The sequence below is a fragment of the Pseudomonas syringae KCTC 12500 genome, from assembly GCF_000507185.2.
In the GTDB taxonomy this organism is placed as follows: domain Bacteria; phylum Pseudomonadota; class Gammaproteobacteria; order Pseudomonadales; family Pseudomonadaceae; genus Aquipseudomonas; species Aquipseudomonas syringae.
This window is the reverse complement of sequence record NZ_AYTM02000002.1, coordinates 1,299,329-1,325,564: the sequence shown is the minus strand read 5'-3', so window position 1 is coordinate 1,325,564 and position 26,236 is coordinate 1,299,329. Positions and strand designations below refer to the sequence as shown.

Below are 26,236 nucleotides of genomic sequence, written 5' to 3'. Positions count from 1 at the left end.
CATTACAGAAACCGGGCGGCAGGACGATAAAGACGGGACGTGCCAGGGACTCGGCCAACTTCTCCTACTTTGAGAGCCCACAGCATGCTTCACCTGTTCAGCCCCCGTCGTGACAAAAAAGCCCTTCAGCAACTGATCTCCTCGCTAAAGGGTGGCACTGAGCCCTCAGTAGGGGGATGTGCTGAAAAAAGCGCGGTACTCGAATGCTGGAGCTCTCTGAGCACCCAGCGTCGCCTCGACGAGCAACGTATTGCCGCGCTTGAGCAAGAACTGGAAACCGCCCGCCACCTGCTGGGCGAAGCCTCTGCCTCGGCCGCCGCTTATGAAACCCGCTTTGATCTGGTCAACCGCGCGTCGAGCGAGGGCCTCTGGGACATGGAGGTGGTCGCGGGCGATCCGGTCAACCCGAACAATCGATTCTGGTGGTCGCAGCAACTGCGCAAGCTTCTCGGTTTCAACGATGAGCGCGACTTCCCCAACGTATTGGCGAGCTGGGCAGACCGGCTTCATCCTCAGGATAAACAAGCCACGCTGGATGCATTTGCCAAACACCTGAATGACCGTTCCGGCAATACACCGTATCGCGTCAAGAATCGTCTGGCGATGAAGGACGGCACTTATCGCTGGTTCTATGCCCAAGGCGAAACGTTAAGGGACGCACGCGGAACGCCGTTGCGGGTCGCCGGATCTCTGCGGGATATCCATGATGAGCTTGAGCGTGATCTGGAACACGATGTGATCATTACCCGATTCGAACTGGCTCGAGAGATGCTCTCCGACGGTCTTTGGGACATGGAGGTCATTGCCGGCGACCCGGTCAATGCGCGCAATCCTTTCTGGTGGTCTCCACAGTTCAGGCGTCTGCTGGGTTTTGAAACGGTGGAAGAGTTTCCCGACGTACTGGATAGCTGGGCGTCACGGCTGCACCCTGAAGACAAGGAACGAAGCCTGACGGCGTTCGGTGCGCATTTGAATGACCGGACTGGCAAGACTCCGTTCGATATCGAGTACCGCCTGAAGATGAAAACCGGGGAGTATCGCTGGTTCCGTGCGCGCGGCCAGACTCGCCGCAATCCCGAAGGTGTTCCGCTGAGGGTGGTGGGGGCGTTGGTGGATGTGCATTTGAAGCATGAGCAGGACGCTCTTCGCGACACCGAAGCACAGCATCAGAAAAACCTGGAAGAGAACATCGCTCAACTGACCCAGATAGTTGGCACTATCCAGAGCATTGCCAGCCAGACCAACCTCCTGGCGCTCAATGCGGCAATCGAGGCTGCACGCGCCGGTGACGCAGGGCGAGGCTTCGCGGTTGTGGCGGATGAAGTCCGCAAGCTGGCGACCAGAACGACCGAAGCGACGGAGCAGGCGGCAAGCATGATGAGCCGCTGATAAAACCAGCGTCCTCTGCTAGATCGCAGCAAACAAAACGCCTCCACAAGGGAGGCGTTTTTTCAACTCAGCACATCAAACACATCAGGCCAGGTCGAAGCGGTCCAGGTTCATCACCTTGGTCCAGACTGCCACGAAGTCTTTGACGAACTTCTCGTGGGCATCGGAGCTGCCATACACCTCGGCAATCGCACGCAACTGAGCATGCGAGCCGAAGACCAGATCGACACGGGTGCCGGTCCATTTCACTGCGCCAGTCTTGCGGTCACGGGCCTCGAAGGTATCAGTGCCACCCGCGGTCGCTTTCCACTCCACACCCATGTCCAGCAGGTTCTTGAAGAAGTCGTTGGTCAGGGTGCCTGGCTGATCAGTGAAGACGCCATGCTTGCTCTGTCCGACGTTGATGTTCAAGACCCGCAGGCCGCCCAGCAGTACAGTCATTTCCGGTGCAGTCAGGGTCAGCAGTTGCGCCTTGTCGACCAGCAACGATTCTGCCGAGACCTTGTAATGCCCCTTCTGATAGTTGCGGAAACCATCGGCGATCGGCTCGAGGAAGCTGAACGACTCAACGTCGGTCTGCTCCTGAGACGCATCAGCGCGGCCCGGTGCGAACGGAACAGTGACGTGCTGACCTGCATGTTTCGCAGCCTGTTCGACACCTGCGTTACCCGCCAGGACAATCAGATCGGCGATTGAAACCTTCTTGCCGTTCGACTGAACCGCGTTGAATTCGCTCTGAATGCCCTCGAGGGTGTTCAGCACGCCCGCCAGCTGCGCAGGCTGATTGACCGCCCAATCCTTCTGCGGAGCCAGACGCAGACGGCCGCCATTGGCACCACCGCGCTTGTCCGAGCCACGGAAGGTAGAAGCTGCCGCCCAGGCCGTCGATACCAGCTGCGAGACCGAAAGGCCCGAAGCGAGAATCCTGGCCTTGAGTGCGGCCACATCCTGATCATCCACCAACGCATGATCGACGCTTGGAATCGGGTCTTGCCATAGCAGCTCTTCGGTCGGTGTTTCCGGGCCGAGGTAGCGGGCAAGCGGGCCCATGTCACGGTGAGTCAGCTTGAACCAGGCACGGGCGAACGCGTCGGCCAGTTGCTCGGGGTTGTTCAGGAAGCGACGCGAGATCTGCTCGTAAGCCGGATCGAAGCGCAGCGCCAGGTCAGAGGTCAGCATGCTCGGTGCATGACGCTTGGATGGATCGTGGGCATCCGGGATCTTGCCGGCGCCAGCGCCGTTCTTCGGCGTCCACTGATGCGCACCTGCCGGGCTCTTGGTCAGTTCCCATTCGAAGCCAAAGAGGTTTTCGAGGTACTCGTTGCTCCATTTGGTCGGCGTCGAAGTCCAGGTCACTTCCAGGCCGCTGGTGATGGTGTCGCCACCCTTACCGCTGCCGAATTTGTTCCTCCAGCCAAGACCCTGCTCTTCAAGGCCGGCTGCTTCAGGCTCAGGACCTACGTTGTCGGCAGGGCCGGCACCGTGGGTCTTGCCGAAGGCGTGACCACCGGCGATCAGCGCCACGGTCTCTTCGTCGTTCATCGCCATGCGACCGAAGGTTTCACGGATATCCCTTGCCGAAGCAACCGGATCCGGTACACCTTCAGGGCCTTCAGGGTTCACGTAAATCAAGCCCATCTGCACGGCGGCAAGCGGGTTTTCCAGATTGCGTTCGCCGCTGGCGGTACGGCTTTCTTCGTTGGCGTGATTCTCCGGCTCGGCCACCAGCGTGCCGTCGCCCGGTTGCTGCATTTTCTTCTGCACGCCGTAGCGTTCTTCACCACCCAGCCAGGTGGTCTCGGAACCCCAGTACACGTCTTCTTCCGGTTCCCAGACATCCGCGCGACCACCGGAGAAACCGAAGGTCTTGAAGCCCATGGATTCGAGCGCGACGTTACCGGTCAGTACGATCAGGTCAGCCCAGGAGATCTTGCGGCCGTACTTCTGCTTGATCGGCCAGATCAGGCGGCGCGCCTTGTCCAGGCTGACGTTGTCAGGCCAGCTGTTGAGCGGCGCAAAACGTTGCTGACCGGCACCTGCACCACCACGACCATCGCCTGTGCGGTAGGTACCGGCGCTGTGCCAGGCCATACGAATGAACAGCGGGCCGTAGTGGCCGAAGTCTGCCGGCCACCAGTCCTGAGACTGGGTCATGACGTTGCGCAGGTCCTGTTTGACCGCCTCGATGTCAAGGCTCTTGAACTCCTTGGCATAGTCGAAACTCTCGCCCATCGGGTCGGAGAGCGAGGAATGCTGATGCAGGATCTTCAGATTCAGCTGCTTGGGCCACCAGTCACGGTTGGTGGTGCCGCCGCCGGCAGCGTGGTTGAAGGGGCATTTCGATTCAGTTGACATGCTTGATACACCTTTTTGTCATTTGCATCCGGCCATCCAGTCCACTTGTGGGACCTCCGACAGTGATGACGGAACTCAACAGCACTGGGTTCATGCCGGCCGTTCGTTCAACGATCAGGCCAGCTCTACAGATACGCAGCACAGCGATCATCAGATTGCTGCGAGCCGAGCCCACAACGTGCGTCGCAAACTTGAGCTCATTGTTATCTCCTTATCAGGGTGAAACCGCACGACTTTCGCCGATGCTTATGCAGATTAGCCTTCTTCACGAAGATTTCTAATAGAAAGAACATTACGGGGCGATAGGCAGACTCTGGCAGCGCTGTCATCAAGGCATCAAGCGGCTCTGCTAACCTGTGCAGCCCATGAGACGGCAGGCTGCTTAGCCCATGATCACGATTCGCAGCATGACCCTGGACGACTACGACGCGGTCATCGAACTGATGCGCAGCACACCGGGCATTTCCCTGCGCGACGCCGATTCACGCGAAGCCACCGCGCGCTACCTCGAACGCAACCCCGGCATGAGTTTCGTCGCCGAGGCGGACGGCGCCTTGTGCGGCTGCGTGATGTGCGGGCATGACGGACGCCGCGGTTATCTGCAGCATTTGATTGTGCTGCCCGAGTATCGCGGGCGCGGTATTGCCCATGAGTTGGTCGAACGCTGCCTCGAGTGTCTGGACGCGCTGGGTATTTACAAATGTCATCTGGACGTGATGAAGAGTAATGAAGCGGCCGGGCGTTATTGGCAGGGGCAGGGTTGGACGCTGCGGGAGGATATCGATCGGTATTCGAAGGTGCGGCGGTACGGGAATGTTTGAAGGGGGAGATGGGCGCTACACATGCGTAGGCGCGTCAACTGATTGCGTCGCTTGATTCTGCTTCGTCGTACTTACAGCGCTCGACGAAACTATCCTGCCCTCAAAGGAAATACATTTTCTGCCACTGCGCTTGGCGTGATACAGGTTCTCATCGGCCTCTTTCAACAGGTCACTGACCGTTTCAACCCGCGACAAACTCGCCACACCTCCACTGAATGAATAGGGGACTTGAGCCGCTTCATCCTTTTGCGCGAGCGTCAACAACTCTTCCAGTGCGTGTACAGCGTCTGTGGCGTTCGCCGCCGACAAGATCACGCCAAACTCTTCCCCACCCAAACGCCCAAAGGCGATCAGCCCCTTTGTGCCTTTTAGGAGTGTCGCAAACCCAACAAGGACATTGTCGCCCACGTCGTGACCATGGGTGTCGTTGATACTTTTAAAGTGATCCAGATCAATCATGGCAAACCACAACGACGATTTTTCAGCGCACGCCAGCGCAGTATTCAGACTGGCAACCAGTGCGCGGCGATTGGGCGCATGCGTCAGTGTGTCGGTTTCGGACAGTTCCTGATAACGGTCCCTGGCTGTCATGGTCTGCATGACCAGGCTCAGGAAGGTTGCATTCAGGCAGCCGCCCAGCAAGGTCGAGCTGATCAGGAACACATAAAACAACGGCGCATGGTTGACGCCAACAGCCGTCAGGTCCATTTGCCACATGATCAACCAGATCAACGCCGCCGCAGCGATGTAATCAATGAACTTGACGAAGAATACGCTCATTCCTGTGATGAGCAGGGAGGTGACCACCAACCCCCACATCGATGCTTCCACGCCCATGCGTTCGACCTGTTCATTGAACAGAAAGGTCAGCGATGCCATGTAAATGATGCCGAACAGACGCCACGCCAGCATGCTCCTGCTATTGGACGTGACAATAATCGACAGCGCCGCCCCCGCCAGCGCGCAGCAGATGAATATATCCAGTGATCGATCAATGGACGGATTCAGGCACCAACTGATAACCCAACTGAAAAGACCGATCAATTGAGACAGCTTCAAGGGGACGAAAATAGAGTTTTTCAGGTTTCTTCTTTGCGGCATGTGCAGCTTCCATACTTATGCCAGCCGAACCGTTATCGACGGCACACGCCTTGATTGAGAGGGGTGATGATATATGGCCACTATACCTCATTGCCAGATGAGGGGGGATGGCCGCTGGTCTTGCTGTGGACGGTGCGCGCGGGCCTTGTTGAATGAGGGCCAGGGCAGCGGCCGGTCTGATCTACAGTTGTTTGCGCAGCCAGGTGTAGTCCGATGGTCAGGTGTAGACAGCATGGGCGCTTCCGCCCTGGTCCATGAATACGGGCAATACGAAGATTGCCTCCAGCTCTCTGCTCTTGAGATGGATCAGCCCTGGTGCCACAGGAATTCCATCGACGCGGGCCAGGTAAATAATCTTTTCCACCCAGGATCTGTATTTATCCGAGGTTCACAGCGTTACGAATTGCTCAGCCAATCCGATACGTTTTGCAACGCAAAGTGACAGGAAACGTTGAATAAAAGCCCACGGAGACGTGAGACGCTTGAAACATTAAACGTAAAGTGAGTTATTTAGAAAACAGGACACTGGAATAAGCGCGACGTCATCAGCTATATCGATCTATAAAACCTGCTCGCCTAAGCATTCTCGCCTAAAAGACGAGCGTCCGGTTTCAACCGGTCATCATGAGTTTAATGGATTCATGTTGCTAAAGATTAGTTCATGACTACGCTCAGCTATCATGAACAACACTTGAGCGCCAGCCCCCCTCACTCTGAGAGGTGGCCATGTATTTCCGACTGTGATTGTGACAGTGCTTTCATAGCCCCACACATAGCCATGTGTGCGCATTTAATTATAAGGATATTTCCATGGGTCTTAATAGAATGTCCCAAATAAAACGCTTGTCAGCGCGTGCGGGGCTGGATTCACTGGCTGCGCAGGCGCTGACATCCGTCGCAGCCTTCCGCCAGAAGCTATCGACTCGCAAGTTATTATTCAGTGAGGTCGATGAACTGTACGAGGCTGCCCGAGAGGAGCGAGAGGCGGCGCTAATTTACGAGAAATGCTTGCTGGCTCGATCCTCTCCATTGCTGAAAAACGCAGTGCGTTTGGGCATCAACCCTCCGGGCGAATCGCTACGTGATTATGAAGAACAGTTTGGTAATCGCGCCAGTGCCTATACTTCACCAGGCTCTGTATCATCGATGTTCTCACCCGCGGCCTACCTGACGGCTCTCTACCGCAATGCTCGCGGCTTGTACCCGGAAGAGTCGCCTTATCACATTGATAAGCGCCGGCCCGACCTAAAGGGGTTATTACTCAGCCAGAGCAATATGAGCAAGGAGGTTTCTGCACTCTCGCTCTCCAATGAGGTATTAATGACCTTGGCCGGCAAGGAGATGGCGGTTGATGATCAAAATGCGGTATTGGAAGCCCTGGCTGAATTTCGACTCAGTGCCTCGACCCCGTATCACCACCCCCATGCACGTCTGCGTCAGAGTCGTATACAGAAGGACCCCAAGTTTAAACAGTTGGCGGCTAACCCTAGGGTAACGGGGTTGTTTTCCGGGGCCACCATGGCGGCAATGGCGTTTGATATACCCCCTGAGTTGTACAGGATTCTGACCGAGGAGATCACTGAAGAAAACGCTGAGGCATTATACATTAGTAATTTTGGAGACTTACCAGCGGAATACTTGATGAGCTCGCAGGGGTTGCGTAGTTACTACGGTCTTAGTGATGAAGAGGTAGCGCTATTTATCTATCGGCCGCAAGGGGGAGGTGAGCTCGGTGAATATGTTAATAATGTATTGACGGTAACGTTGGATGAAAATATCTATCGTCTGCAAAGGATCTCCGGTGCTAAATTTAATTTTTGCTGGCTCTTCCCTGAGAAGGATGGGGTGTTTAAGATTAAGTTTAATTTTTATGATGCATATCCGGGCGGCGGCATGTTTGGGCTGCGGGTCAATAAAGATGATGGATTAGGTGATGTGCTGTACGATAATAGTGAGGGGCCTAATCATGAGGTTGGTATAACCTACACAATTACTATACCCTCAGAAATACCGCAGGGTGAATTTTCGCTTTATTTGACCAGGTATAATCCAGTCGATCAAAGTACTATCCCGGCTTCTTGGATTAATTACAATGTTTCTGTTGTATCCCAGCCTGAGAGTCATATTCTGAAATTGAACAAGGCCATCCGTCTATGGCGTGCCACTGGCCTCCATCCTCATTCCTTGGAAATCATTGTCAATAGCGTAAATCCTAATAATATTACCGATGAGACATTGCAGCTTCTGTTCCAGGTTCAGCGCTGCGTACAGCGTTATGGCGTTGAGCCTGAAGAAGCGTTGGTGCTCTGCGGAGGATTGTTGTCTCAATCGGGGTATGACGACAATCAAAGCCTGTTTGATCAGGTGTTTAATAGTCCACCGCTCAATGGCGAGTCATTCGCGCCGTCGACGACCCAGATAAACCTGCTGCCGGATAACGCGGCTGACCACTCTTTTGAAAAAGCTGTTTTGAAACGCGCGTTTAACGTTGATGATGTGGGTCTTTTTACGTTGCTAAGTATATTCGACAATAGCGTATCTACAGGCGCATTTACCCTTAACCTGAAAAATCTTTCAGCGATGTACGCCTTGAGTCGTTGGGCCCGACTGCATGGGCTTAGTGTGGCGGAGCTAGGGCAATTACTAAAAGTTGCTGACTTACCCAGGCTCACCTCCGAGCTAGAGAATACTCAGCTATGGTCAGGTTGGCTGCAAAAGGTCGACAGCCTGACGCAGTGGCTTAACGCCCGAAAACTGACCGTTGCCTCCGTTGAGCTGCTAACACGCCCCACATTTATGCAGGTGGCCAGCACCGAAATTTCGGCGCTACTGGACGAAGTCAAGCGAGTGATAGACGCTAACGGTGACGTCGATACGTTGGCTAAACGTATCTCTCTTCTTGCACCCGTTTTGGTTTCCTCTTTAGCGCTACCGTCCGCCGCAGTGGCTGAGTCGGTTCTTGCTTGGGCCAATGGCCTCCAACCCGCTGAGTGGACTGTGGACCAGTTCTGGGACGGGGCGGCGACCAACGATGTGAAGGCCGTTGCCTTTTGCTACGGCCTGGCGCAATTGGCGCTGATCTATTACGCCACAGGTATCAACCCCCAAGCCTTTTCATTGTTTGTAGCCAGTCCTGCTCGGCTCTTGGGTCCTGTGCCAGAGACTGTGGTGTTGCCGCGTGCTTTGGCAACGGTACAAGCGCTGTGTAACTTTAGTGCCTGGCTAAAAAGCCTGGGTGATGGTGCGTCTACCTTATTGGCAGCCTTTGTGGCGGATACCCTTACCCCGGCCGATCTTGCCATTGCGCTGAATGACGATGCGGCAAGGTTCGAGCAGGCTACTGAGCAAGCATTTGCCGAGGCTCAAGCAGCCTCAGACACACAGCTGAGTGCGTGGTCGGAGATCGACGCTGTGTTGCAGTGGGCGGCATTGAGCGCCGCCTTTGGTGTGACACCCGTGAATATCGGGGAGCTGCTTGCGCTGGACTATGCAGCAGATAATCAGCCGGCATGGGACGACTGGGTGCGCGTTGCAGATGCGTTCTCAGCCGGACTATCGCAAAACGAGACGAAAGGCATGGAGGCCGCTTTGGCCTCCGGACTCAGCGCCGCCCTGTGCGGTTATTTGCTCAAGTCCGGGACGACTGCCCAGTTGGCAAATAGCTCCCGCGAAGGGCTTTATCAATATCTGCTTTTGGACAACCTTAACGGGCCGCAGGTCATGACCTCTCGAGTGGCTGAAGCCATCGTGAGCTTGCAGACATTTATACAACGGACCTTAAGTGCGCCCGAGTCACAAGGTTTCGTGGATAAGGCGACAGTGACGGGGCAATTCTTTACCGACTGGGAACGCTATAACCAGCGCTACAGCACCTGGGCAGGCGCGGCGAAGTTAGTCTACTACCCGGAGAACTACGTTGATCCCACGGTGCGTCTGGGCCAAAGCGGCATGATGAATACGATGCTGCAAACGTTGGGGCAGGCGCAACTCAATACCGATACGGTCGGGGACGCATTCAACACCTACCTCAACAGTTTTGAGGAGGTGGCCAATCTCAGGGTGATCAGTGGCTATCACGACAACCTGGACGTCCACGAGGGGAAGACCTACTTCGTCGGAACTAACCAGAGCGAAGTGCGTGAATTCTACTGGCGCAGTGCGGATGAAGGCCGGCGCGGTGAAGACGGCCAATTAGCGGCGAACGCCTGGACAGACTGGCGCAAGATAGAGTGTGCCGCACAGCCGTGGGGAGACTGCATCCGGCCAGTGATTTTCAAATCGCGCCTGTATCTGTGCTGGTTAGAGCGAAAAGACGTGACACCGCCTGATGCGCAAGGTATGCCGGGCACTACGAAAGTGTTTGATTACGCCATCAATATTTCCTACCTGCGTTACGACGGCAACTGGACGTCACCGAAAATCATTGATGTGACTGACAAAATAAAGTCATTTGCAGGGGCCATTGAGTCGGGCAATGAGCCGGTCATTGAGCCGCCAGGGCTGTATTGCACTAGTTATGACGCTGAAACAACTATGGCGGTGCTGCTCTATAAAAAAGGGGAGAGTTATACATCAGATGAGCCGGCTGAAAGTGACATGCATTTAGTCTATGTTTATGAAGACATGACGTCGGATCAGAGGGAAGACTCCGCTCCCACTTTTCTTGCATCCATGAAGTACGAGCTTGATACCGCTAAAGAAAATATTATAAATAATAAATATACTCACGGGTTGAGTGTGTTGGGGGAGGTGCCTGCTTGGGCGTATTCGCAAAATTATAATTTCTCATATTGGTCTGGAAGTTATACGGTTGACTCAAATGGGTCAGAACTTAATGCGCTACTTTCCATCGCTAAGCAGGTAAAGATTTCACCGCACATTCCTGAGGCTGTAAAAACGATATCTTTAATTGATAGCAGCTTTACTGAAGTGTCTTTATTTAGACAATTGCACTCTGATGACGACAATGTATGGTTTGTTAGATATAATAAAAAAATAGGTGTGCTTTTTAGATATTCTATGTCGCTCACAAAGCCTCTTGCGGTCACTGTGAATTATGAAATTCATGGCCCCCAGGTTTTAGTGGGTGGTAGCGTAAGTTTAAGTTCATATTACGTAGTGGTTTATGATGATCCGTTTCCTGATTCGATGCTTGCTCCGGGTGAGCGTGGCCATTATGTGAGGATAGATTTTTTATACGACCTTTATGGATTTTATACGCAACCTCAATGGATGCTCAATACGCTTCACCCTCTTTCACCTGAAGTCGTTATATTAAATGTTTATGACGGCAAAAAAAATCAGACTTTTTCGGCCATAAATTATGTCGATCCTCTTCCTCCATTTAATGGCGAAGATGGGATACTTTATAATTTTAACGTTAATGATATTGAAATTAGTAAGGACTGGGGGGGGGACTCCCTCTTATGATTTGGCTTTCAGTTTAACCGTTTTAAGTGCTGATCATATGGATTGGCTTGTCACCCTAAATCGCAATGCTTCTGATGCAACAAACATCATCAAAATAAAAAACACCCATGAAAAAGCTCAATATATGGAGGTCGACGCCTATCGCACACGTCTCAATACACTGTTTGCCCGCCAGTTGGTGGAGCGGGCTGCTTCAGGTATTGACACTATTCTTAGCTACGAGACGCAAGAGATTCAGGAACCTCAGCTGGGCGAGGGGTTTTTTGTGACGCTTAATTTGCCCGTCTATGACCAGGCGCAACACGGCGATGAAAAATGGGTAAAGATTTATTATCAATCATTTGCTGAGGTTGATGATAATTATCTCGCGTGGTCGGGGAATCTCAGTGATCAGGCTATAACTCCAGTGGAGCTGTTTGTTCCTTATCCTGGCGGCGGCTGGTTTTTAGAACAAGAGATTCACCTGCGGATACAGTATCAAGGTGCAGACTTCAATAGCGCGAATAACCAAAGTGTTTGGATTGGTTACTTACCTGACAGTCGACCTGTCGATATCGCGAGACCCGGGCATGCGGGGGCTCTTGCTCAGTATATAGTCCACAGCGTTACGGGGCGTGATAATAGCACCGTACCGATGGACTTCTCAGGCGCCAACGCCCTGTACTTCTGGGAGCTGTTCTACTACACCCCAATGATGTCGGCGCAACGCTTCCTGCAAGAACAACAATTCACGTTGGCTGATCAATGGTTGCGCTATGTATGGAGCCCGTCGGGTTATGTTGTTCGCGGTCAGCATGTCGACCGTAACTGGAACGTGCGCCCACTCCAAGAGGACACCAGTTGGAACGACGCCCCGCTCAAAGCCGTAGATCCTGATGCCGTGGCGCAAAATGACCCTATGCACTACAAGGTCGCTACCTTCATGCGGGCATTGGACTTGCTTATTGCTCGAGGCGACTCTGCCTACCGCAAGCTTGAGCGAGATACCCTCACCGAGGCAAAAGTCTGGTACAGCCAGGCTCTGAACCTGCTGGGTGAACAGCCCTACATCCGCGCTAATGCGCAGTGGACTGAGCCATCGCTAGGCGAGGCATCCTCTCAGGCGTTGGCTGAGCAACACGTGACCGTATTGAGCTTACTGCGCGAGGGGAGAGCCGAAACCCTTAAGGCTATGGCATCTACAAACACGGCCGCGGCGAGTGCAATGTTCCTGCCTGAAGTCAACGAGGTGATGCAGGGCTACTGGTTAACGTTGCGCCAACGCATGTACAACTTGCGGCATAACCTGACGCTAGATGGCCAGCCGCTGCTGTTACCGCTATTTGCAAAGCCTGCGGATCCAAAGGCCCTGCTCAACGCTGCCGTGGCCGCAGAAAGTAGTGGCGGGTCAGAGCTCCCCGTCACCTCTCTCCCTCTTTGGCGGTTTGATCCGATGCTGGAAAGTGCTCGCGGGCTGGTATTTCAACTTATTCAGTTTGGTAATGCGGTGCAGGGCGTGCTCGAGCGCCAAGATGCAGAATCACTGAATGCCTTATTGCAAAACCAGGGCACTGAGTTGATGGCCAGCAGTATCCGCGTACAAGAGGGCATGCTCAGAGATCTGGAGGCCGAAAAAGCGGTCCTTTCTCGCACCAAAGACAGTGCCCAGCTACGATTTGACAGTTACTCGCGCTTATATGATGAAGACCTCAATGCCCGCGAGCGCCTGTCTCTGGATGCACAAAAAAGCGCAAAATCGCTTGCTACCGGAGCCAAGATGGTACATATGACGGCGGCTACTCTGGATCTTGCGCCTAATGTCTTCGGGCTGGCCAATGGGGGGATGAACTTTGGTGCTGTAGGCAACATAGTGGGTCTTGGCATTACCATAGACTCCGACGGTTTGATGATGGACAGTTCCCGCATTTCGCAGGAAGAGATGTACCGTCGCCGGCGTGAGGAGTGGGAAATCCAGCGCAACAATGCAGAAGGTGATATCCATCAGATTGAGGCTCAGCTGGCGGCTCTGGATGTACGCATAGAGTCTGCTGAACTGCAGAAAACTCACTTGGAAATGCAGCAAGGACAAGCACAGGCGCAGTTAGACTTCCTGCAGACCAAGTTTAGTAATAGCGCTCTTTACAGCTGGCTGCGTGGTCGTTTGGCAACCATTTACTTCCAGTTTTACGACCTGGCTGTGTCTCGTTGCCTGATGGCCGAAAAGGCGTGGCACTGGGAGAGTGGTAAGAGCGATACCTACATTCGCGGTGGTGGATGGCAGGGTACCTGGGCCGGACTTACCTGTGGCGAGGGACTTATGCTCAATCTGGCGCAGTTGGAAACCGCACGGATGAAGTGGTCTAAACGTGCTCTTGAAGTCACACGCACTGTTTCGCTGGCTGATTTTTATCGCAGCACATTGGCAGAATCCGATCAGTTTGAGCTGTCAGCTGCGGTGTCGGCGTTGCTGAACGGTGATACGCCTCCAGAGGGCAGCGCCGAGCGTGTCAGGCTGGACGAAAGCGGCGCGTTAACGGCGTCAATTACACTGGCGGATCTGAATATAGTTGATGACTACCCCAGCGGGCTGGGAGATCAACGCCGAATCAAGCAGGTCAGCGTATCACTGCCCGCCTTGTTAGGACCTTATCAGGATGTTCAGGCGGTACTCAATTATACCGGTGGTGTGAACGAGTTACCGCAGGGCTGCGACAACATGGCAATCTCGCGAGGCGTGAATGACAGCGGTCAGTTTCAGCCCGACTTTAATGACCCGCGTTGGTTACCGTTTGAAGGTGCAGATATCAGGGAGGGCAGCATGATAATCAGCTTCCCACAGGCCGAAACGAAACAGAAGGCGCTGCTGGAAAGCCTGAACGATATCATTTTGCACATTAGCTACACGATCCGCTCTTCATAATCTCCCTGGCTGGATCCGCCTGGAGGGGCGGGTCCTTTGAAGAGCCATGTGGATGACCTGGTTTCCATGGCATCGCTGCCCCCCAGTGCTTCTTGGGTCATCATTCGCGGTGCTAGCCGCTTGCCCGTGCGCTTCCAGAAGTTCGCATCAGGTGCATGGAGTACCCTTTTGAGCGCCAATATCAATAGCACTCCAAAAGCGTCGAAACCCCTGTATTTCTGGGTCACATACACAAAAAAAGACGCCCTAGGGCGCCTTCATTTGCAATTTGGTGGAGCCGGGGGGATTTGAACCCCCGTCCGCCAGTACTCCGCTGTCGGTACTACATGCTTAGCCGTGTCTATTAAGTTAACCCTCAGCGACCCGACGGGCAGGGTGCTTTGGGCGAGTTGTGTAAGTTTTAGTCGCTTCGTCCACAACGTACTAGGCGACGATCCTGTTCTATATGACAATCATTTCGGGTTTACAGGCATCCCCTAATGATTGCTGGAGCCGAAGCTGCCAGAAGGAAGGCTAGCACCGCTTACGCGGCGAGAGCGTATTCCCCGTAGGTTTCGTCATTGGCAACTATAGAAAGTTGCAACAGTGGATTTACGAGTTCTGTTACCAACTCGGCATGCACCTAAAGTTTCATCACCGGCGTCGAATCCAAATCGGCCCCGAGACTGCTTTCGCAATCGCTGGGGCGCAGTGTACGCCAATTGGCGTGACACGTCGACCCGTCTGCTGCAATCGTTCAGGCCAGCCAGGGTAGCTGGCTGGCCTGCTCGAAGGTTTACTTGGTGCCTTCGCTGCCCGAACCGGTGTTCTTCAATGACGTGATAGCTTTCTGAGTGATCTCAATGCATTTTTTCTCGTCTTTTTGATCTTGGGCCGCCTTAGCGCTCTTCACCGTGGTTTCGAGCATATCCTTGTTTCCGGTGCTCAGGTTTGTGTTGGTAGAGTTTTGGGCGTTTTCAAGAGTCTTGATATTGGCAGAGCACAAATCATCGGCGGCAAAAACCGGCGAAGCCAACAGGGCGGCGCTGAGGAACAATCCAGTGAGGGCGGTACGCTTCATGTGTCTCTCCTTGTAACCTGTGGACTCGGTATGGCCGGTGTTTGAGGCCGTCGCCCGAGGGGTTTGAAAGCCCGTTTAACAGTTGGGCCTAAAGGATTGACTGTGGTGTAACGCAGGCGTTCTATTTTATTTTCGGAATACTGCGAAATAGCCACATTGCGCATTCAAGCACCAAAATGAGGCGATCTTCGCTTTGAGGTATCGAACGGGTTGAGGCGGGGGAGTGGAGCGGTGTGTGCGGGTAAAGGGGTCGATATGAAGTGCCAAATGTCCGGGTCAGGACATCTGGCACACGCCAGCGCCGGGACCTAGTCTTCCTTGCCCTTGGAGCGCACGGCACGCTGGAGTTCACGGTCCGAATCGCGTTCGCGTTCGGTGTGACGCTTGTCGTATTCCTTCTTGCCTTTACCCAGCGCAATTTCGCACTTGACCAGGTGCTCCTTCCAGTAAACGGAAAGGGCGACGCAGGCATAGCCTTTCTGCTGAACCGAGCTGGTGAGCTTTTCGAGCTCGCGCTTGTTCAGCAGCAGTTTGCGGGTGCGTGTCGGGTCAGCGATGACGTGTGTGCTGGCAGTCTTGAGAGGCGTGATGTGGCAACCCATCAGCCAGGCCTCGCCATCCTTGAGCAGCACATAACTGTCGACCAGCTGTACCTTGGTGGCACGCAGGCTTTTTACTTCCCAGCCAGACAGGACCAGACCGGCCTCGAACTTGTGTTCGATGAAGTAATCGTGACGCGCTTTCTTATTTTGCGCGATGGTCCCTGTGGGGTGTTTCTTGAGCTTAGCCATAGGGGGCGCATTATAGGCAGTTGCATCAATGTCGGCTACGGGAAAGCGCGTGCTTGAGCACAAAGGTTGAATCCCGGACAATGCGCGATCTTTTTTAGCTGGGCGTTTCGATAATGTCGACGGACAAGGTTTCGGTCCACGGTAGCTGGGCAAGTCGCTGGGTGTTCATCCTGGCTGCCACCGGCTCTGCTGTGGGGCTGGGCAGTATCTGGAAATTTCCGTACATGGTCGGTGCCTATGGCGGCGGTGCATTTGTACTGGTTTTTCTGGCGTGCATTGCGCTGATCGGTATTCCGGTGATGATCGCCGAGACGCTGATTGGCCGTCGTTCCCGGCTCAGTCCTGCGAATGCGCTCAAGACGCTGGCGCAGGAAGCGGGGCATTCGCCGCGCTGGTCCTGGGGTGCGTTTGCCGGGATGATCACGGCGCTGCTGATTCTCTCCTTTTATAGTGTGGTGGGCGGCTGGTCGCTGGATTACATCATCGACATGGGGCGCGGCGACTTTCAGAGTGTGTCGCCGGATCAGGTCGGTGCTTATTTCGGTGCGGTGATTGCCGACCCGTGGCGTCTGATTCTGTGGCACACGATTTTCATGCTGCTGTCGGCGGTGGTGATCGGCAAAGGTGTCGAGGCCGGGCTGGAGAAGAGTCTGCGCATCATGATGCCAATGCTTTTCCTGCTGATGCTCGCGCTGTTGGGCTATAGCCTGACCACCGGGCATTTCATGGAAGGCGTGCATTTCATGTTCGACTTCAATCCCGAGAAGGTGCTGGATGGCTTGCTGCCTGCGATGGGCCATGCGTTCTTTTCCCTGAGCGTCGGTGTCGGCTCGATCATGGTCTACGGCGCGTACATGACCAAAGGCGCGTCGATCAGCAGCACCGTCGTCGGCATCGCGTTGCTCGATACCTTCGTTTCGCTGTTGGCCGGCCTTGCGCTGTTCCCGATCGTGTTCGCCGCAGGCCTGAACCCCAGCGAGGGGCCGGGCCTTATGTTCGTCACGCTGCCGTATGCATTCGGCAACGTCGCGTTCGGCCAGTTGATGGGCATCGTGTTCTTCGTGTTGGTGGCCGTTGCAGCCTGGAGTTCGGCGATTTCGTTGCTTGAGCCGATGGTTGCCTACCTGGTCGAGCGCACCCGTATTCGCCGCGCCTGGGTGACGTTCTGGCTGGCCTTTACCTGCTGGTTTGTGGGCTTGGGCACGGTGTTCTCGTTCAATATCTGGCAAAAAGCCAAGTTTTTCGTGAACGATGGAGGCGCATTCCACCTCTATCAATGGGGCGCATCGACTGGCCTGGACTTCTTCGGAGTCATTGATTTCTTCACTTCGCGGATCATGTTGCCGCTGGGTGGGTTGTGTTTTGTAGTATTCGCTGGTTGGGTGATGGGCCGTGAGACGGTGCGCGACGAATTGTCGATTCGCAGTCCACTGCTCTTCAACCTGACGTACTTTTTGATGCGCTACGTGGCGCCGCTCGGCATTCTTGTGGTGTTTGCCGCTCAGCTCTGGAAATGACGCTCACATGACTACGCATATACAACGCTCTGCTTTACTGCCGTACCCGGCCAGGTTCCTTTATGACCTGGTCAATGATGTGGCTCGTTATCCCGAGTTCCTGCCGTGGTGTTCATCCGCTACCGTGGTTGAGGCTAGTGAGGCGCAGATGCGCGCCAGCCTGGAGATCGCCAAGGGCGGTCTGAGCCAGAAGTTTATGACGCGCAATACGCTGGTTCCCGGCGAGTCGATCGTGATGGACCTGGTCGAAGGGCCGTTCGAACAGTTTCACGGTGTCTGGACGTTCAAGCCGCTGGGTGAGAAAGCCTGCAAGATCAGTCTGGATCTGTCCTTCGATTATGCCGGCACCATCGTTCGCGCCACGCTGGGGCCGCTGTTCAATCAGGCAGCCAACACGCTGGTGGATGCGTTCTGCCAGCGAGCGAAAGAGCTGCATGGCTGACGCATCGATTCAGATAGAGGTGGTTTACGCCTCAGTGCAGCGCCAGGTATTGAAGACGGTCGATGTCCCGGCCGGCTCTTCGGTACGTCAGGCGCTCGCACTCAGCGGTATGGACAAGGAGTTTCCCGAGCTGGATCTGAGCCTGTGCGCCGTCGGTATATTCGGCAAGGTGGTGGCTGATCCTGCTGCGCGGGTGCTGGAGGCGGGTGAGCGGATAGAGATTTATCGTCCGCTGGTGGCCGACCCGATGGAGATCAGGCGTCTGCGTGCCGCCAAGGCGCGTGAAAAAAGAACGCCTACAGGATGAGTTCGGGCTGAACGCTGGCTGAATGGAAGACACAAAAAAGCCCGGCATGCCGGGCTTTTTGTTGGGCGCTTTGGACTACCGGGTGTTGGTGTCCAGCGGCTCCTGGGTCGGGACCGGTACTGTCTCGACGCTGTCCACGTCCTTCTGGATTGTATCCAGCAACGAACCTGGCTTGGCCGGTTCCTCAGGCTGCTGCACTGGCTGGTTCTCTGCCGGGACAGTGGTGTCGCTGCCCTTGCCGAGAATGGCTTCATCGCGGCTGACGCCGGGCATGAAGTCGCCAGATAGGCTCACGAGCTGGTCATTGCCGTTGAATATAAGGCTGACACGCTCCTGCTGGCGTTCACCGCCACCTGGCTGCAGGCTGTACAGGTAATCCCACCGATCGGAGTGGAAAGTGTCGGTCAACAGGGGGTTGCCCATGATAAACCGTACTTGCCGCCGGGTCATTCCGGGGCGTAACTGGTCTATCATGTCCTGCGTGACGACATTACCCTGCTGGATGTCGATTTTGTAAACCCCGGGGAATGAACAACCGGCGAGTGCGAGCAGTCCCACGAAGGTGAAACTGGTTAGCAAGAGCTTGGTGTTTTGCATCGGTGGGCGACTTCCACTATCTTGGCTGGGACAACGTAAACTCCGATCATACCTGCATTAAGAGAAGCTGCGAAGCAGCGTCTGCGAGAAAGCTGACCATGGTTGAAAATAACGAACTACGTAAAGTAGGACTCAAGGTAACCTTGCCGCGGGTCAAAATACTGCAAATGCTCGATTCTGCAGAGCAACGCCACATGAGTGCCGAGGATGTCTACAAGGCTCTCATGGAGGCCAGCGAGGACGTCGGTCTGGCCACGGTTTACCGTGTTCTGACTCAGTTCGAGTCCGCTGGACTGGTGGTGCGCCACAACTTCGACGGCGGTCATGCTGTGTTCGAGCTGGCTGATGGCGGCCACCACGACCACATGGTCAACGTGGAATCGGGTGAGGTGATCGAATTCTTCGACGAAGAAATCGAGAAGCTTCAGAAAGCCATTGTCGAAAGACACGGCTTTGACCTGGTGGACCACAATCTGGTGCTCTACGTCCGTAACAAGAAGGCGTAATCAGCAACAGGGGCGACCGCGGTCGCCTTTGTGCTTTCTATCGCTCAGCTTTTAGCCGTAACGACCATCTTTTTGGCGTGCGCCAGAGATTCCTTGGTCAGGTCGATGCCGCCCAGCATGCGGGCGACTTCTTCTATACGTTCAGTCTTGCTGAGCCTGGATACGGCTGTGCGCGTTGCGTCGTTGTCCCGCACCTTATGCACGAACAGGTGCTGATGGCCCTGCGCCGCGACCTGCGGCAGGTGAGTGACGGTCATGACCTGGCCGCGCTCGCCCAGGCGACGCAGCAGTTGCCCCACGATCTCGGCGGTCGGTCCGCCAATCCCCACATCCACTTCGTCGAATACCAGCGTCGGCACCCGCGAGGTTTGCGCAGTGATGACCTGAATCGCCAGGCTGATGCGCGACAGTTCGCCACCCGACGCGACTTTCGCCAGCGCTTTCAATGGCTGGCCGGGGTTGGCGCTGACCAATAGCTCTACCTGCTCCAGGCCGTGAGGCGAGGGTTCTACGCTGGCGTTGGCTTTGAGGTCGATCTGGAAACGACCGCCGGGCATGCCCAGACGATGAATTTCCTGTTCTACGGCGCTGGCCAGTTTCGTCGCCGAATTGTGACGCAGGTCGCTCAGCTCGCGGGCTTTATCCTGATAGTGCCGCGCGAATGCTTGCACTTCATGCTCCAGCCGTTCGATGGATTCGTCGTTGGCATTCAGCGTTTCTATTTCATCCAGCAGCTTTTGTTGCAGTGTCGCCACTTCGCCTGGCTGGATGCGGTGCTTGCGCGCCAGCGTATAGATAGCATCGAGTCGTTCTTCAAGCTGTTGCAGGCGGGCAGGGTCGGCATCGAAGTGATCCAGAAAGCGATTCAGCTCGCCTACCGCTTCTTCTACCTGTATCTGCGCGCTGGACAGCAGCCCTGTGGCCTCGCTCAGGGCGGACGGGGAATGGTCGACGCTGCCAAGGCGATGCAGGCTGGCGGTCAGGGCATTGAGCACGTTGCCGGAATCGCTTTCGCTGCACTGCTCGACCACTTGTCGGCAAATGCTCAGCAGGCTTTCGGCGTTGGTCAGGTCCTTGTGTTCCTGTTCGAGCTGTTCGAGCTCGTTTTCGCCCAGGCTCAGGCTTTCCAGTTCTTCGAGCTGATAGCTCAGCAACTGATGCCGTGCGCGTTGCTCGTCACCCGAATTGGAGAGGCGCTCGAGCTCCTGCCGCGTCTGCCGCCAGCGCTGGGCCGCGAGATGAACCTGACGGGCCAGATCGGTCGCACCCGCGTATTCGTCGAGCAGGCGTCGGTGGGTGTCGGTCTTGAGCAGCGACTGGTGTTCATGCTGGCTGTGAATATCGATGAGCAGTTCGCCCAGCGCCTTCAGGTCGCCCTGAGGGCAAGGCGAGCCATTGATATAGGAGCGTGATCGCCCTTCGGCCGTGATGACCCGGCGCAGGATGCAGGGGCCGTCGTTGTCCAGGTCGCGCTCTTTGAGCCAGGTCTGTGCCTCGGGAATATCGCCCAGGTCGAACGTGGCCAGGATGTCGGCCTTGTCGGCGCCTGGCCTGACCACGCCGCTGTCGGCACGGTCGCCCAGGGTCAGGCCCAGGGCGTCGAGCATGATCGACTTGCCAGCACCGGTTTCGCCGGTGATGACGCTCATGCCTCGATCCAGTTCAAGGTCAAGGTGTTCGACAATGGCGTAGTTGTGTACGGAAAGGTGCACCAGCATTGAGCGGCTCCCGGGCTGTTTGTCTGGTTATTTATACAGTGTTTTATTTGTGGCTGACAATGCCCTTGCTTAGCTCGATTTGATCGGTCTGAAGTGGTTTTTAGTCCCTCTTGTGTCAATGCGCCATTTTTTGCCGGGCCGGAATCCGGATTATTTGTCAGGGAATGCGTATCTCGATCACAAGAAACCCTTGAAGCCGGAAAATCCGATCCCATATAGGTGGGCAGAAGCGCGAATCGGGATCGCGGACGTTTTTAGAGGAGAAGATGTATGGCTGACGAACAGAATCTGGATGCGCAGGCTCAGGATCAGGCTGCCGAGGCGGGCGCGGGCGATGAACTGACAACCCGTGTGCAGGTGCTCGAAGAGCAACTGGCCGCTGCGCAGGACCAATCCCTTCGCGTGGCTGCGGATCTGCAGAATGTCCGCCGCCGTGCCGAACAGGATGTTGAAAAGGCGCACAAGTTTGCGCTGGAAAAATTTGCCGGTGATCTGTTGCCGATCATCGACAGTCTGGAGCGAGGCCTTGATCTGTCCAGTCCGGACGATGAAAGCATTCGCCCGATGCGTGAAGGCATCGAGCTGACCTTGAAGATGTTCCAGGACACCCTCAAGCGTTATCAGCTGGAAGCCATTGATCCGCACGGCCAACCGTTCAGTGCCGACCAGCACCAGGCGATGGCCATGCAGGAAAGTGCCGACGTTGAGCCCAACACGGTGCTCAAGGTATTTCAGAAGGGTTATCAGCTTAATGGTCGCCTGTTGCGCCCGGCCATGGTCGTGGTCAGCAAGGCACCATCGCCTGCAACGCCGTCAATCAACGAGCAGGCTTGAAATCAGCTGTAAGGCCCCCATTTAAAGGTCAAGCGTTTAAGAGCTACCGCACGGTGTCAACGCACTGGCGGCAACCAAATCCAAGTTTTGCAAGTTTCGGGAGAGTCAAAGATGGGCAGAATTATCGGTATCGACCTGGGGACTACCAACTCCTGCGTCTCAATTCTGGAAAACGGTAACGTCAAGGTTATCGAGAACGCTGAAGGTACTCGTACTACACCTTCGATCATCGCCTATGCAAATGATGGCGAAATCCTGGTCGGTCAGTCCGCCAAGCGTCAGGCGGTCACCAACCCGCACAACACCCTGTACGCGGTGAAGCGTCTGATCGGTCGCAAGTTCGAAGAGGATGTCGTTCAGAAAGACATCCAGATGGTCCCTTACAAGATCGTCAAGGCTGACAACGGTGACGCCTGGGTTGAAGTGAATGGCCAGAAAATGGCGCCTCCTCAGATTTCCGCTGAAATCCTGAAGAAAATGAAAAAGACTGCCGAAGACTACCTCGGTGAAGCGGTTACCGAAGCGGTCATCACCGTTCCGGCCTACTTCAACGACAGTCAGCGTCAGGCTACCAAGGACGCTGGCCGTATCGCCGGTCTGGACGTCAAGCGCATCATCAACGAACCTACCGCAGCTGCGCTGGCGTACGGTATGGACAAGGCCAAGGGCGACCACACTGTCATCGTTTATGACCTGGGTGGCGGTACTTTCGACGTCTCGGTCATCGAGATCGCTGAAGTCGATGGCGAGCACCAGTTCGAAGTGTTGGCCACCAACGGTGACACGTTCCTGGGTGGTGAAGACTTTGACATTCGTCTGATCGACTACTTCGTTGACGAATTCAAGAAAGAAAGCGGCATGAACCTCAAGGGTGATCCGCTGGCCATGCAGCGTCTGAAAGAAGCTGCCGAAAAAGCCAAGATCGAGCTGTCTTCCAGCACCCAGACCGAAGTCAACCTGCCTTACATCACTGCAGACGCAACCGGTCCTAAGCACCTGGTAGTGAAGATCTCCCGCTCCAAGCTGGAATCGCTGGTTGAAGACCTGGTTCAGCGCACCATCGCTCCATGCGAAATGGCGCTGAAAGATGCTGGCATCGACAGAAGCAAGATCAACGACGTGATTCTGGTCGGTGGTCAGACGCGTATGCCGCTGGTTCAGAAGCTGGTGACCGAGTTCTTCGGCAAAGAAGCACGTAAAGACGTCAACCCTGACGAAGCCGTTGCCATGGGTGCTGCCATTCAGGGCGCAGTCTTGGCCGGTGACGTCAAAGACGTTCTGCTGCTGGACGTCAGCCCGCTGACTCTGGGTATCGAAACCATGGGCGGCGTGATGACTGCGCTGATCGAGAAAAACACCACGATTCCTACCAAGAAATCCCAAGTGTTCTCGACTGCCGATGACAACCAGAACGCGGTAACCATCCACGTCCTGCAGGGCGAGCGTAAGCAAGCCGGTCAGAACAAGTCCTTGGGCAAGTTCGACCTGGCCGAGATTCCACCTGCTCCACGTGGCGTGCCACAGATCGAAGTGACCTTCGACATCGACGCAAACGGCATCCTGCACGTTGGCGCGAAAGACAAGGCCACCGGCAAGCAGCAGTCCATCGTGATCAAGGCCAACTCCGGTCTGTCCGAGGAAGAAATTCAGCAGATGGTTCGCGATGCTGAAGTCAACTCCGAAGAAGATCGCAAGTTCGAAGAGCTGGCCTCTGCCCGTAACCAGGGTGATGCGCTGGTCCACTCGACTCGCAAGATGATCGCTGACGCGGGCGACAAGGTCACCGCTGAAGAGAAGACTGCGGTAGAAGCTGCACTGGTTGCTCTGGAAGCCGCTATCAAAGGCGACGACAAGGCTGCCATTGAAGCCAAGGTCGAAGAGCTGTCCAAGGTTTCCGCGCCAATTGCTCAGAAGATGTACGCCGAGCAGGCTGAAAACCCGGACGCTGCGGCCAAGCCAGCTGAAGAAACTGCCAAGGCTGACGATGTCGTCGACGCCGAGTTTGAAGAAGTAAAAGACCACAAGTAAGCGCAGGCTCACTTGAAAGCCGGTTGACCTCTTTCGAGCGCTGACTGGTAGGATGTCGCCGCGCGGGAGCTTGCTCCCGCGTTGGCGTGTCTGGAACAAGCAAAAATTTCGGCGTGTGGAGTTGCTCCGCACGCCACGTGGCAAGATCGCGACGCTCCTGCGTGGCGAATCATTCTGCCGCTTTCTCGGCCGGATGCATCTGGCTGCTGAACGAAGACCAGGATCGTTGAATCGACGTGAGTTGGGTCCGGGCCTGTATGGGGCTCAACGAGTTTGTGCGGCTCAGGAGAGCCTTCGCCGAACGTCCTCAAGAGTGCGGAAGAATTATGGCAAAGCGTGATTATTACGAAGTGTTGGGAGTGGAGCGAGGCTCCAGCGAGGCGGATCTGAAGAAGGCTTATCGCCGTCTGGCGATGAAGCATCACCCTGACCGCAACCCTGATGACAAAGCATCGGAAGAGCTGTTCAAAGAGGCCAACGAAGCCTACGAAGTGCTTTCCGACGCCAGCAAGCGCGCGGCCTACGATCAGTATGGCCATGCCGGTGTCGATCCGAGCATGGGTGGCGGCGGTGGTTTTGGTGGCGGTGCCGGTGGCGCCAACTTCTCCGATATCTTCGGCGATGTGTTCAGCGACTTCTTTGGTGGCGGCCGTGCCGGTGGCGGCGGTGGTCGTGGCGGCGCTCAGCGTGGCAGTGACCTGCGCTATACGCTGGAGCTGAATCTGGAGGAGGCGGTTCGCGGTACTAACGTGAATATCCGCGTTCCGACGCTGGTCAACTGCAAGCCGTGCGACGGCAGCGGTGCCAAGAAAGGTTCTTCGCCGGTCACATGCCCTACGTGTGGTGGCATTGGTCAGGTGCGCATGCAGCAGGGGTTCTTCTCTGTGCAGCAAACCTGTCCGCGCTGCCATGGCCACGGCAAGATCATCTCTGACCCGTGCGATTCTTGCCATGGTGAAGGTCGCGTCGAAGAGTCCAAGACGCTTTCCGTCAAAGTGCCGCCAGGTGTTGATACTGGTGACCGCATTCGTCTGTCTGGCGAAGGCGAGGCGGGTACCCAGGGTGGTCCGACCGGCGACCTGTATGTCGTGATCAATGTGCGCGAACACGCGATCTTCCAGCGTGATGGCAAGCACCTGTTCTGCGAAGTGCCTATCAGCTTTACCGATGCAGCGCTGGGCGGCGAGCTTGAAGTGCCGACGCTCGATGGTCGCGTCAAACTGAAAATCCCCGAAGGTACCCAGACCGGCAAGCAGTTCCGCTTGCGTGGCAAGGGCGTCGCTCCAGTGCGTGGCGGCGGTGCAGGTGACCTGATGTGCCGTGTTGCAGTCGAAACCCCGGTCAACCTGAGCAAGCGCCAGCGCGAACTGCTTGAAGAGTTCCGCACCTCGCTTGAAAACGACGAGTCCCATTCTCCGAAAGCCAGTGGCTGGTTTGAGGGTGTGAAGCGTTTCTTCGGCGATCTGTAAGGCTATCAACGGGAGCAGGGCATGCGACGTATTGCTGTAGTAGGCGCCGCCGGGCGTATGGGCAAGACCTTGATCGAGGCGGTTCAGCAGGCGCCGGGCGCCGGGCTGACCGCGGCTATCGATCGTCCTGACAGCACGCTGGTAGGCGCTGATGCGGGCGAACTGGCTGCGCTGGGTCGTATCGGCGTGCCGTTGTCAGGTGATCTGGCAAGGGTGGCGGACGAATTCGACGTTCTGATCGACTTTACTCATCCTTCGGTGACGCTGAAAAATCTCGCGTTCTGTCGCAAGGCAGGCAAGGCGATGATCATTGGTACCACTGGCTTCAGTGCGGAAGAGAAGCAGCGTCTGGAAGAGGCGGGCAAAGACATTCCAATCGTCTTTGCTGCCAATTTCAGCGTCGGTGTGAACCTGTGTCTGAAGCTGCTCGACACCGCTGCACGCGTTCTGGGTGATGAGGTCGATATCGAAATCACCGAGGCGCACCATCGGCACAAGGTCGATGCGCCGTCCGGCACCGCCTTGCGTATGGGTGAAGTGGTTGCCAATGCGCTGGGTCGCGATCTGGAAAAAGTCGCGGTCTACGGTCGTGAAGGCCAGACCGGCGCGCGTGATCGTCAGACCATCGGGTTTGCGACCATTCGTGCCGGTGACGTTGTGGGTGATCACACCGTGCTGTTCGCAGCGGACGGTGAGCGGGTCGAGATCACGCACAAGGCATCCAGTCGCATGACCTTCGCCAAGGGTGCTGTGCGGGCTGCAATGTGGCTCGACGGCAAGGCGCCAGGGCTTTACGACATGCAGGATGTGTTGGGTCTGCATTGATTTCATACAGGGTCATTCGTGGTCTTGTCGCATTTTCCCGCATTTCAGGCTCATTGGTGGTAGACCAAAATGGGCCTTTTCTGTAAGCTACAGCTTTAGTGTGTCCACTAAAAGCGCGCAGATGATTCCATAAGAAAGCGGGGTGAC

The 26,236-nt window shown here is 55.6% G+C and carries 15 protein-coding genes, 1 other RNA gene and 3 pseudogenes; 12 read left to right on the top strand and 7 right to left on the bottom strand.

Annotation, left to right across the window (positions count from 1 at the left end; translation table 11 throughout):
* Positions 1–84: 84 nt before the first annotated feature.
* Together V476_RS29065 and V476_RS29265 are read left to right on the top strand one after the other, a co-directional pair.
* Positions 85–1,095 (top strand): annotated as a pseudogene (locus V476_RS29065) (PAS domain-containing protein); the annotation flags it as partial.
* A 54-nt stretch (positions 1,096–1,149) separates the two neighbouring features.
* Positions 1,150–1,383 (top strand): annotated as a pseudogene (locus V476_RS29265) (methyl-accepting chemotaxis protein); the annotation flags it as partial.
* Between the two features lie 90 nt (positions 1,384–1,473).
* On the opposite strand, the gene katG reads toward V476_RS29265, so the two are convergent.
* On the bottom strand, positions 1,474–3,744 hold the full coding sequence (gene katG, locus V476_RS06280) for a catalase/peroxidase HPI (protein WP_024959658.1): 2,271 nt from the start codon (positions 3,742–3,744) through the stop codon (positions 1,474–1,476).
* Between the two features lie 389 nt (positions 3,745–4,133).
* Here katG and V476_RS06275 point away from each other — a divergent pair, with 389 nt between their 5' ends.
* Positions 4,134–4,565 carry a GNAT family N-acetyltransferase gene (locus V476_RS06275; protein ID WP_024959659.1) on the top strand — a complete coding sequence of 144 codons (432 nt, stop codon included), beginning with the start codon at positions 4,134–4,136 and terminating at the stop codon, positions 4,563–4,565.
* 15 nt (positions 4,566–4,580) lie between these two features.
* Here the strand turns inward: V476_RS06275 and V476_RS06270 are convergent, their stop codons facing one another.
* A complete protein-coding gene (locus tag V476_RS06270) occupies positions 4,581–5,666 on the bottom strand; it encodes a GGDEF domain-containing protein (protein ID WP_024959660.1) in 1,086 nt (361 codons plus the stop codon).
* Positions 5,667–6,476: 810 nt separating this feature from the next.
* Here V476_RS06270 and V476_RS26755 point away from each other — a divergent pair.
* Positions 6,477–13,995 (top strand): annotated as a pseudogene (locus V476_RS26755) (Tc toxin subunit A-related protein).
* A 269-nt stretch (positions 13,996–14,264) separates the two neighbouring features.
* Here V476_RS26755 and ssrA read toward each other — a convergent pair.
* The 3 genes from ssrA to smpB form a co-directional block, all read right to left on the bottom strand.
* Positions 14,265–14,656, bottom strand: a transfer-messenger RNA (tmRNA) gene (gene ssrA, locus V476_RS26750).
* Positions 14,657–14,770: 114 nt separating this feature from the next.
* The gene (locus V476_RS06255; RefSeq protein WP_024959661.1) at positions 14,771–15,055 is read right to left on the bottom strand and encodes a hypothetical protein; all 285 of its coding nucleotides are present in this window, start codon (positions 15,053–15,055) and stop codon (positions 14,771–14,773) included.
* A 308-nt stretch (positions 15,056–15,363) separates the two neighbouring features.
* Positions 15,364–15,846, bottom strand: a complete 483-nt coding sequence (gene smpB / locus V476_RS06250) for an SsrA-binding protein SmpB (protein WP_003313649.1) — start codon at positions 15,844–15,846, stop codon at positions 15,364–15,366.
* A gap of 113 nt (positions 15,847–15,959) precedes the next feature.
* Between smpB and V476_RS06245 the strand changes: the two genes are divergently transcribed.
* The 3 genes from V476_RS06245 to V476_RS06235 are packed head-to-tail and all read left to right on the top strand — an operon-like array spanning position 15,960 to position 18,112.
* Entirely contained in the window at positions 15,960–17,363 is a 1,404-nt protein-coding gene (locus tag V476_RS06245; RefSeq protein ID WP_024959662.1) for a sodium-dependent transporter, read from the top strand.
* 7 nt (positions 17,364–17,370) lie between these two features.
* Complete coding sequence (locus V476_RS06240; RefSeq protein WP_003340547.1) at positions 17,371–17,805, top strand: type II toxin-antitoxin system RatA family toxin; 435 nt, start codon at positions 17,371–17,373, stop codon at positions 17,803–17,805.
* Positions 17,798–18,112 (top strand): RnfH family protein, encoded by a 315-nt coding sequence (locus V476_RS06235; protein WP_024959663.1) that lies wholly within the window; start codon positions 17,798–17,800, stop codon positions 18,110–18,112. The genes V476_RS06240 and V476_RS06235 overlap by 8 nt, the downstream gene beginning before the upstream one ends.
* 75 nt (positions 18,113–18,187) lie before the next feature.
* Here the strand turns inward: V476_RS06235 and V476_RS06230 are convergent, their stop codons facing one another.
* Complete coding sequence (locus tag V476_RS06230; protein ID WP_003431549.1) at positions 18,188–18,709, bottom strand: outer membrane protein assembly factor BamE; 522 nt, start codon at positions 18,707–18,709, stop codon at positions 18,188–18,190.
* A gap of 98 nt (positions 18,710–18,807) precedes the next feature.
* On the opposite strand from V476_RS06230, the gene fur reads away from it, so the two are divergent.
* A complete protein-coding gene (gene fur / locus V476_RS06225; protein WP_003313643.1) occupies positions 18,808–19,215 on the top strand; it encodes a ferric iron uptake transcriptional regulator in 408 nt (135 codons plus the stop codon).
* A 44-nt stretch (positions 19,216–19,259) separates the two neighbouring features.
* Here the strand turns inward: fur and recN are convergent, their stop codons facing one another.
* Positions 19,260–20,933 carry a DNA repair protein RecN gene (recN, locus tag V476_RS06220; protein WP_003418848.1) on the bottom strand — a complete coding sequence of 558 codons (1,674 nt, stop codon included), beginning with the start codon at positions 20,931–20,933 and terminating at the stop codon, positions 19,260–19,262.
* Positions 20,934–21,203: 270 nt separating this feature from the next.
* Between recN and grpE the strand changes: the two genes are divergently transcribed.
* The 4 genes from grpE to dapB all read left to right on the top strand — a co-directional run bounded on the left by grpE (position 21,204) and on the right by dapB (position 26,089).
* Positions 21,204–21,767: a nucleotide exchange factor GrpE gene (grpE, locus tag V476_RS06215; RefSeq protein WP_003313642.1), complete on the top strand. Its 564-nt coding sequence runs from the start codon at positions 21,204–21,206 to the stop codon at positions 21,765–21,767.
* A 111-nt stretch (positions 21,768–21,878) separates the two neighbouring features.
* Complete coding sequence (gene dnaK, locus V476_RS06210; protein WP_003313641.1) at positions 21,879–23,795, top strand: molecular chaperone DnaK; 1,917 nt, start codon at positions 21,879–21,881, stop codon at positions 23,793–23,795.
* A gap of 326 nt (positions 23,796–24,121) precedes the next feature.
* Positions 24,122–25,264, top strand: a complete 1,143-nt coding sequence (gene dnaJ / locus V476_RS06205; protein ID WP_003395180.1) for a molecular chaperone DnaJ — start codon at positions 24,122–24,124, stop codon at positions 25,262–25,264.
* 21 nt (positions 25,265–25,285) lie between these two features.
* A complete protein-coding gene (dapB, locus tag V476_RS06200) occupies positions 25,286–26,089 on the top strand; it encodes a 4-hydroxy-tetrahydrodipicolinate reductase (RefSeq protein ID WP_024959664.1) in 804 nt (267 codons plus the stop codon).
* The last annotated feature ends 147 nt before the right edge of the window (positions 26,090–26,236 follow it).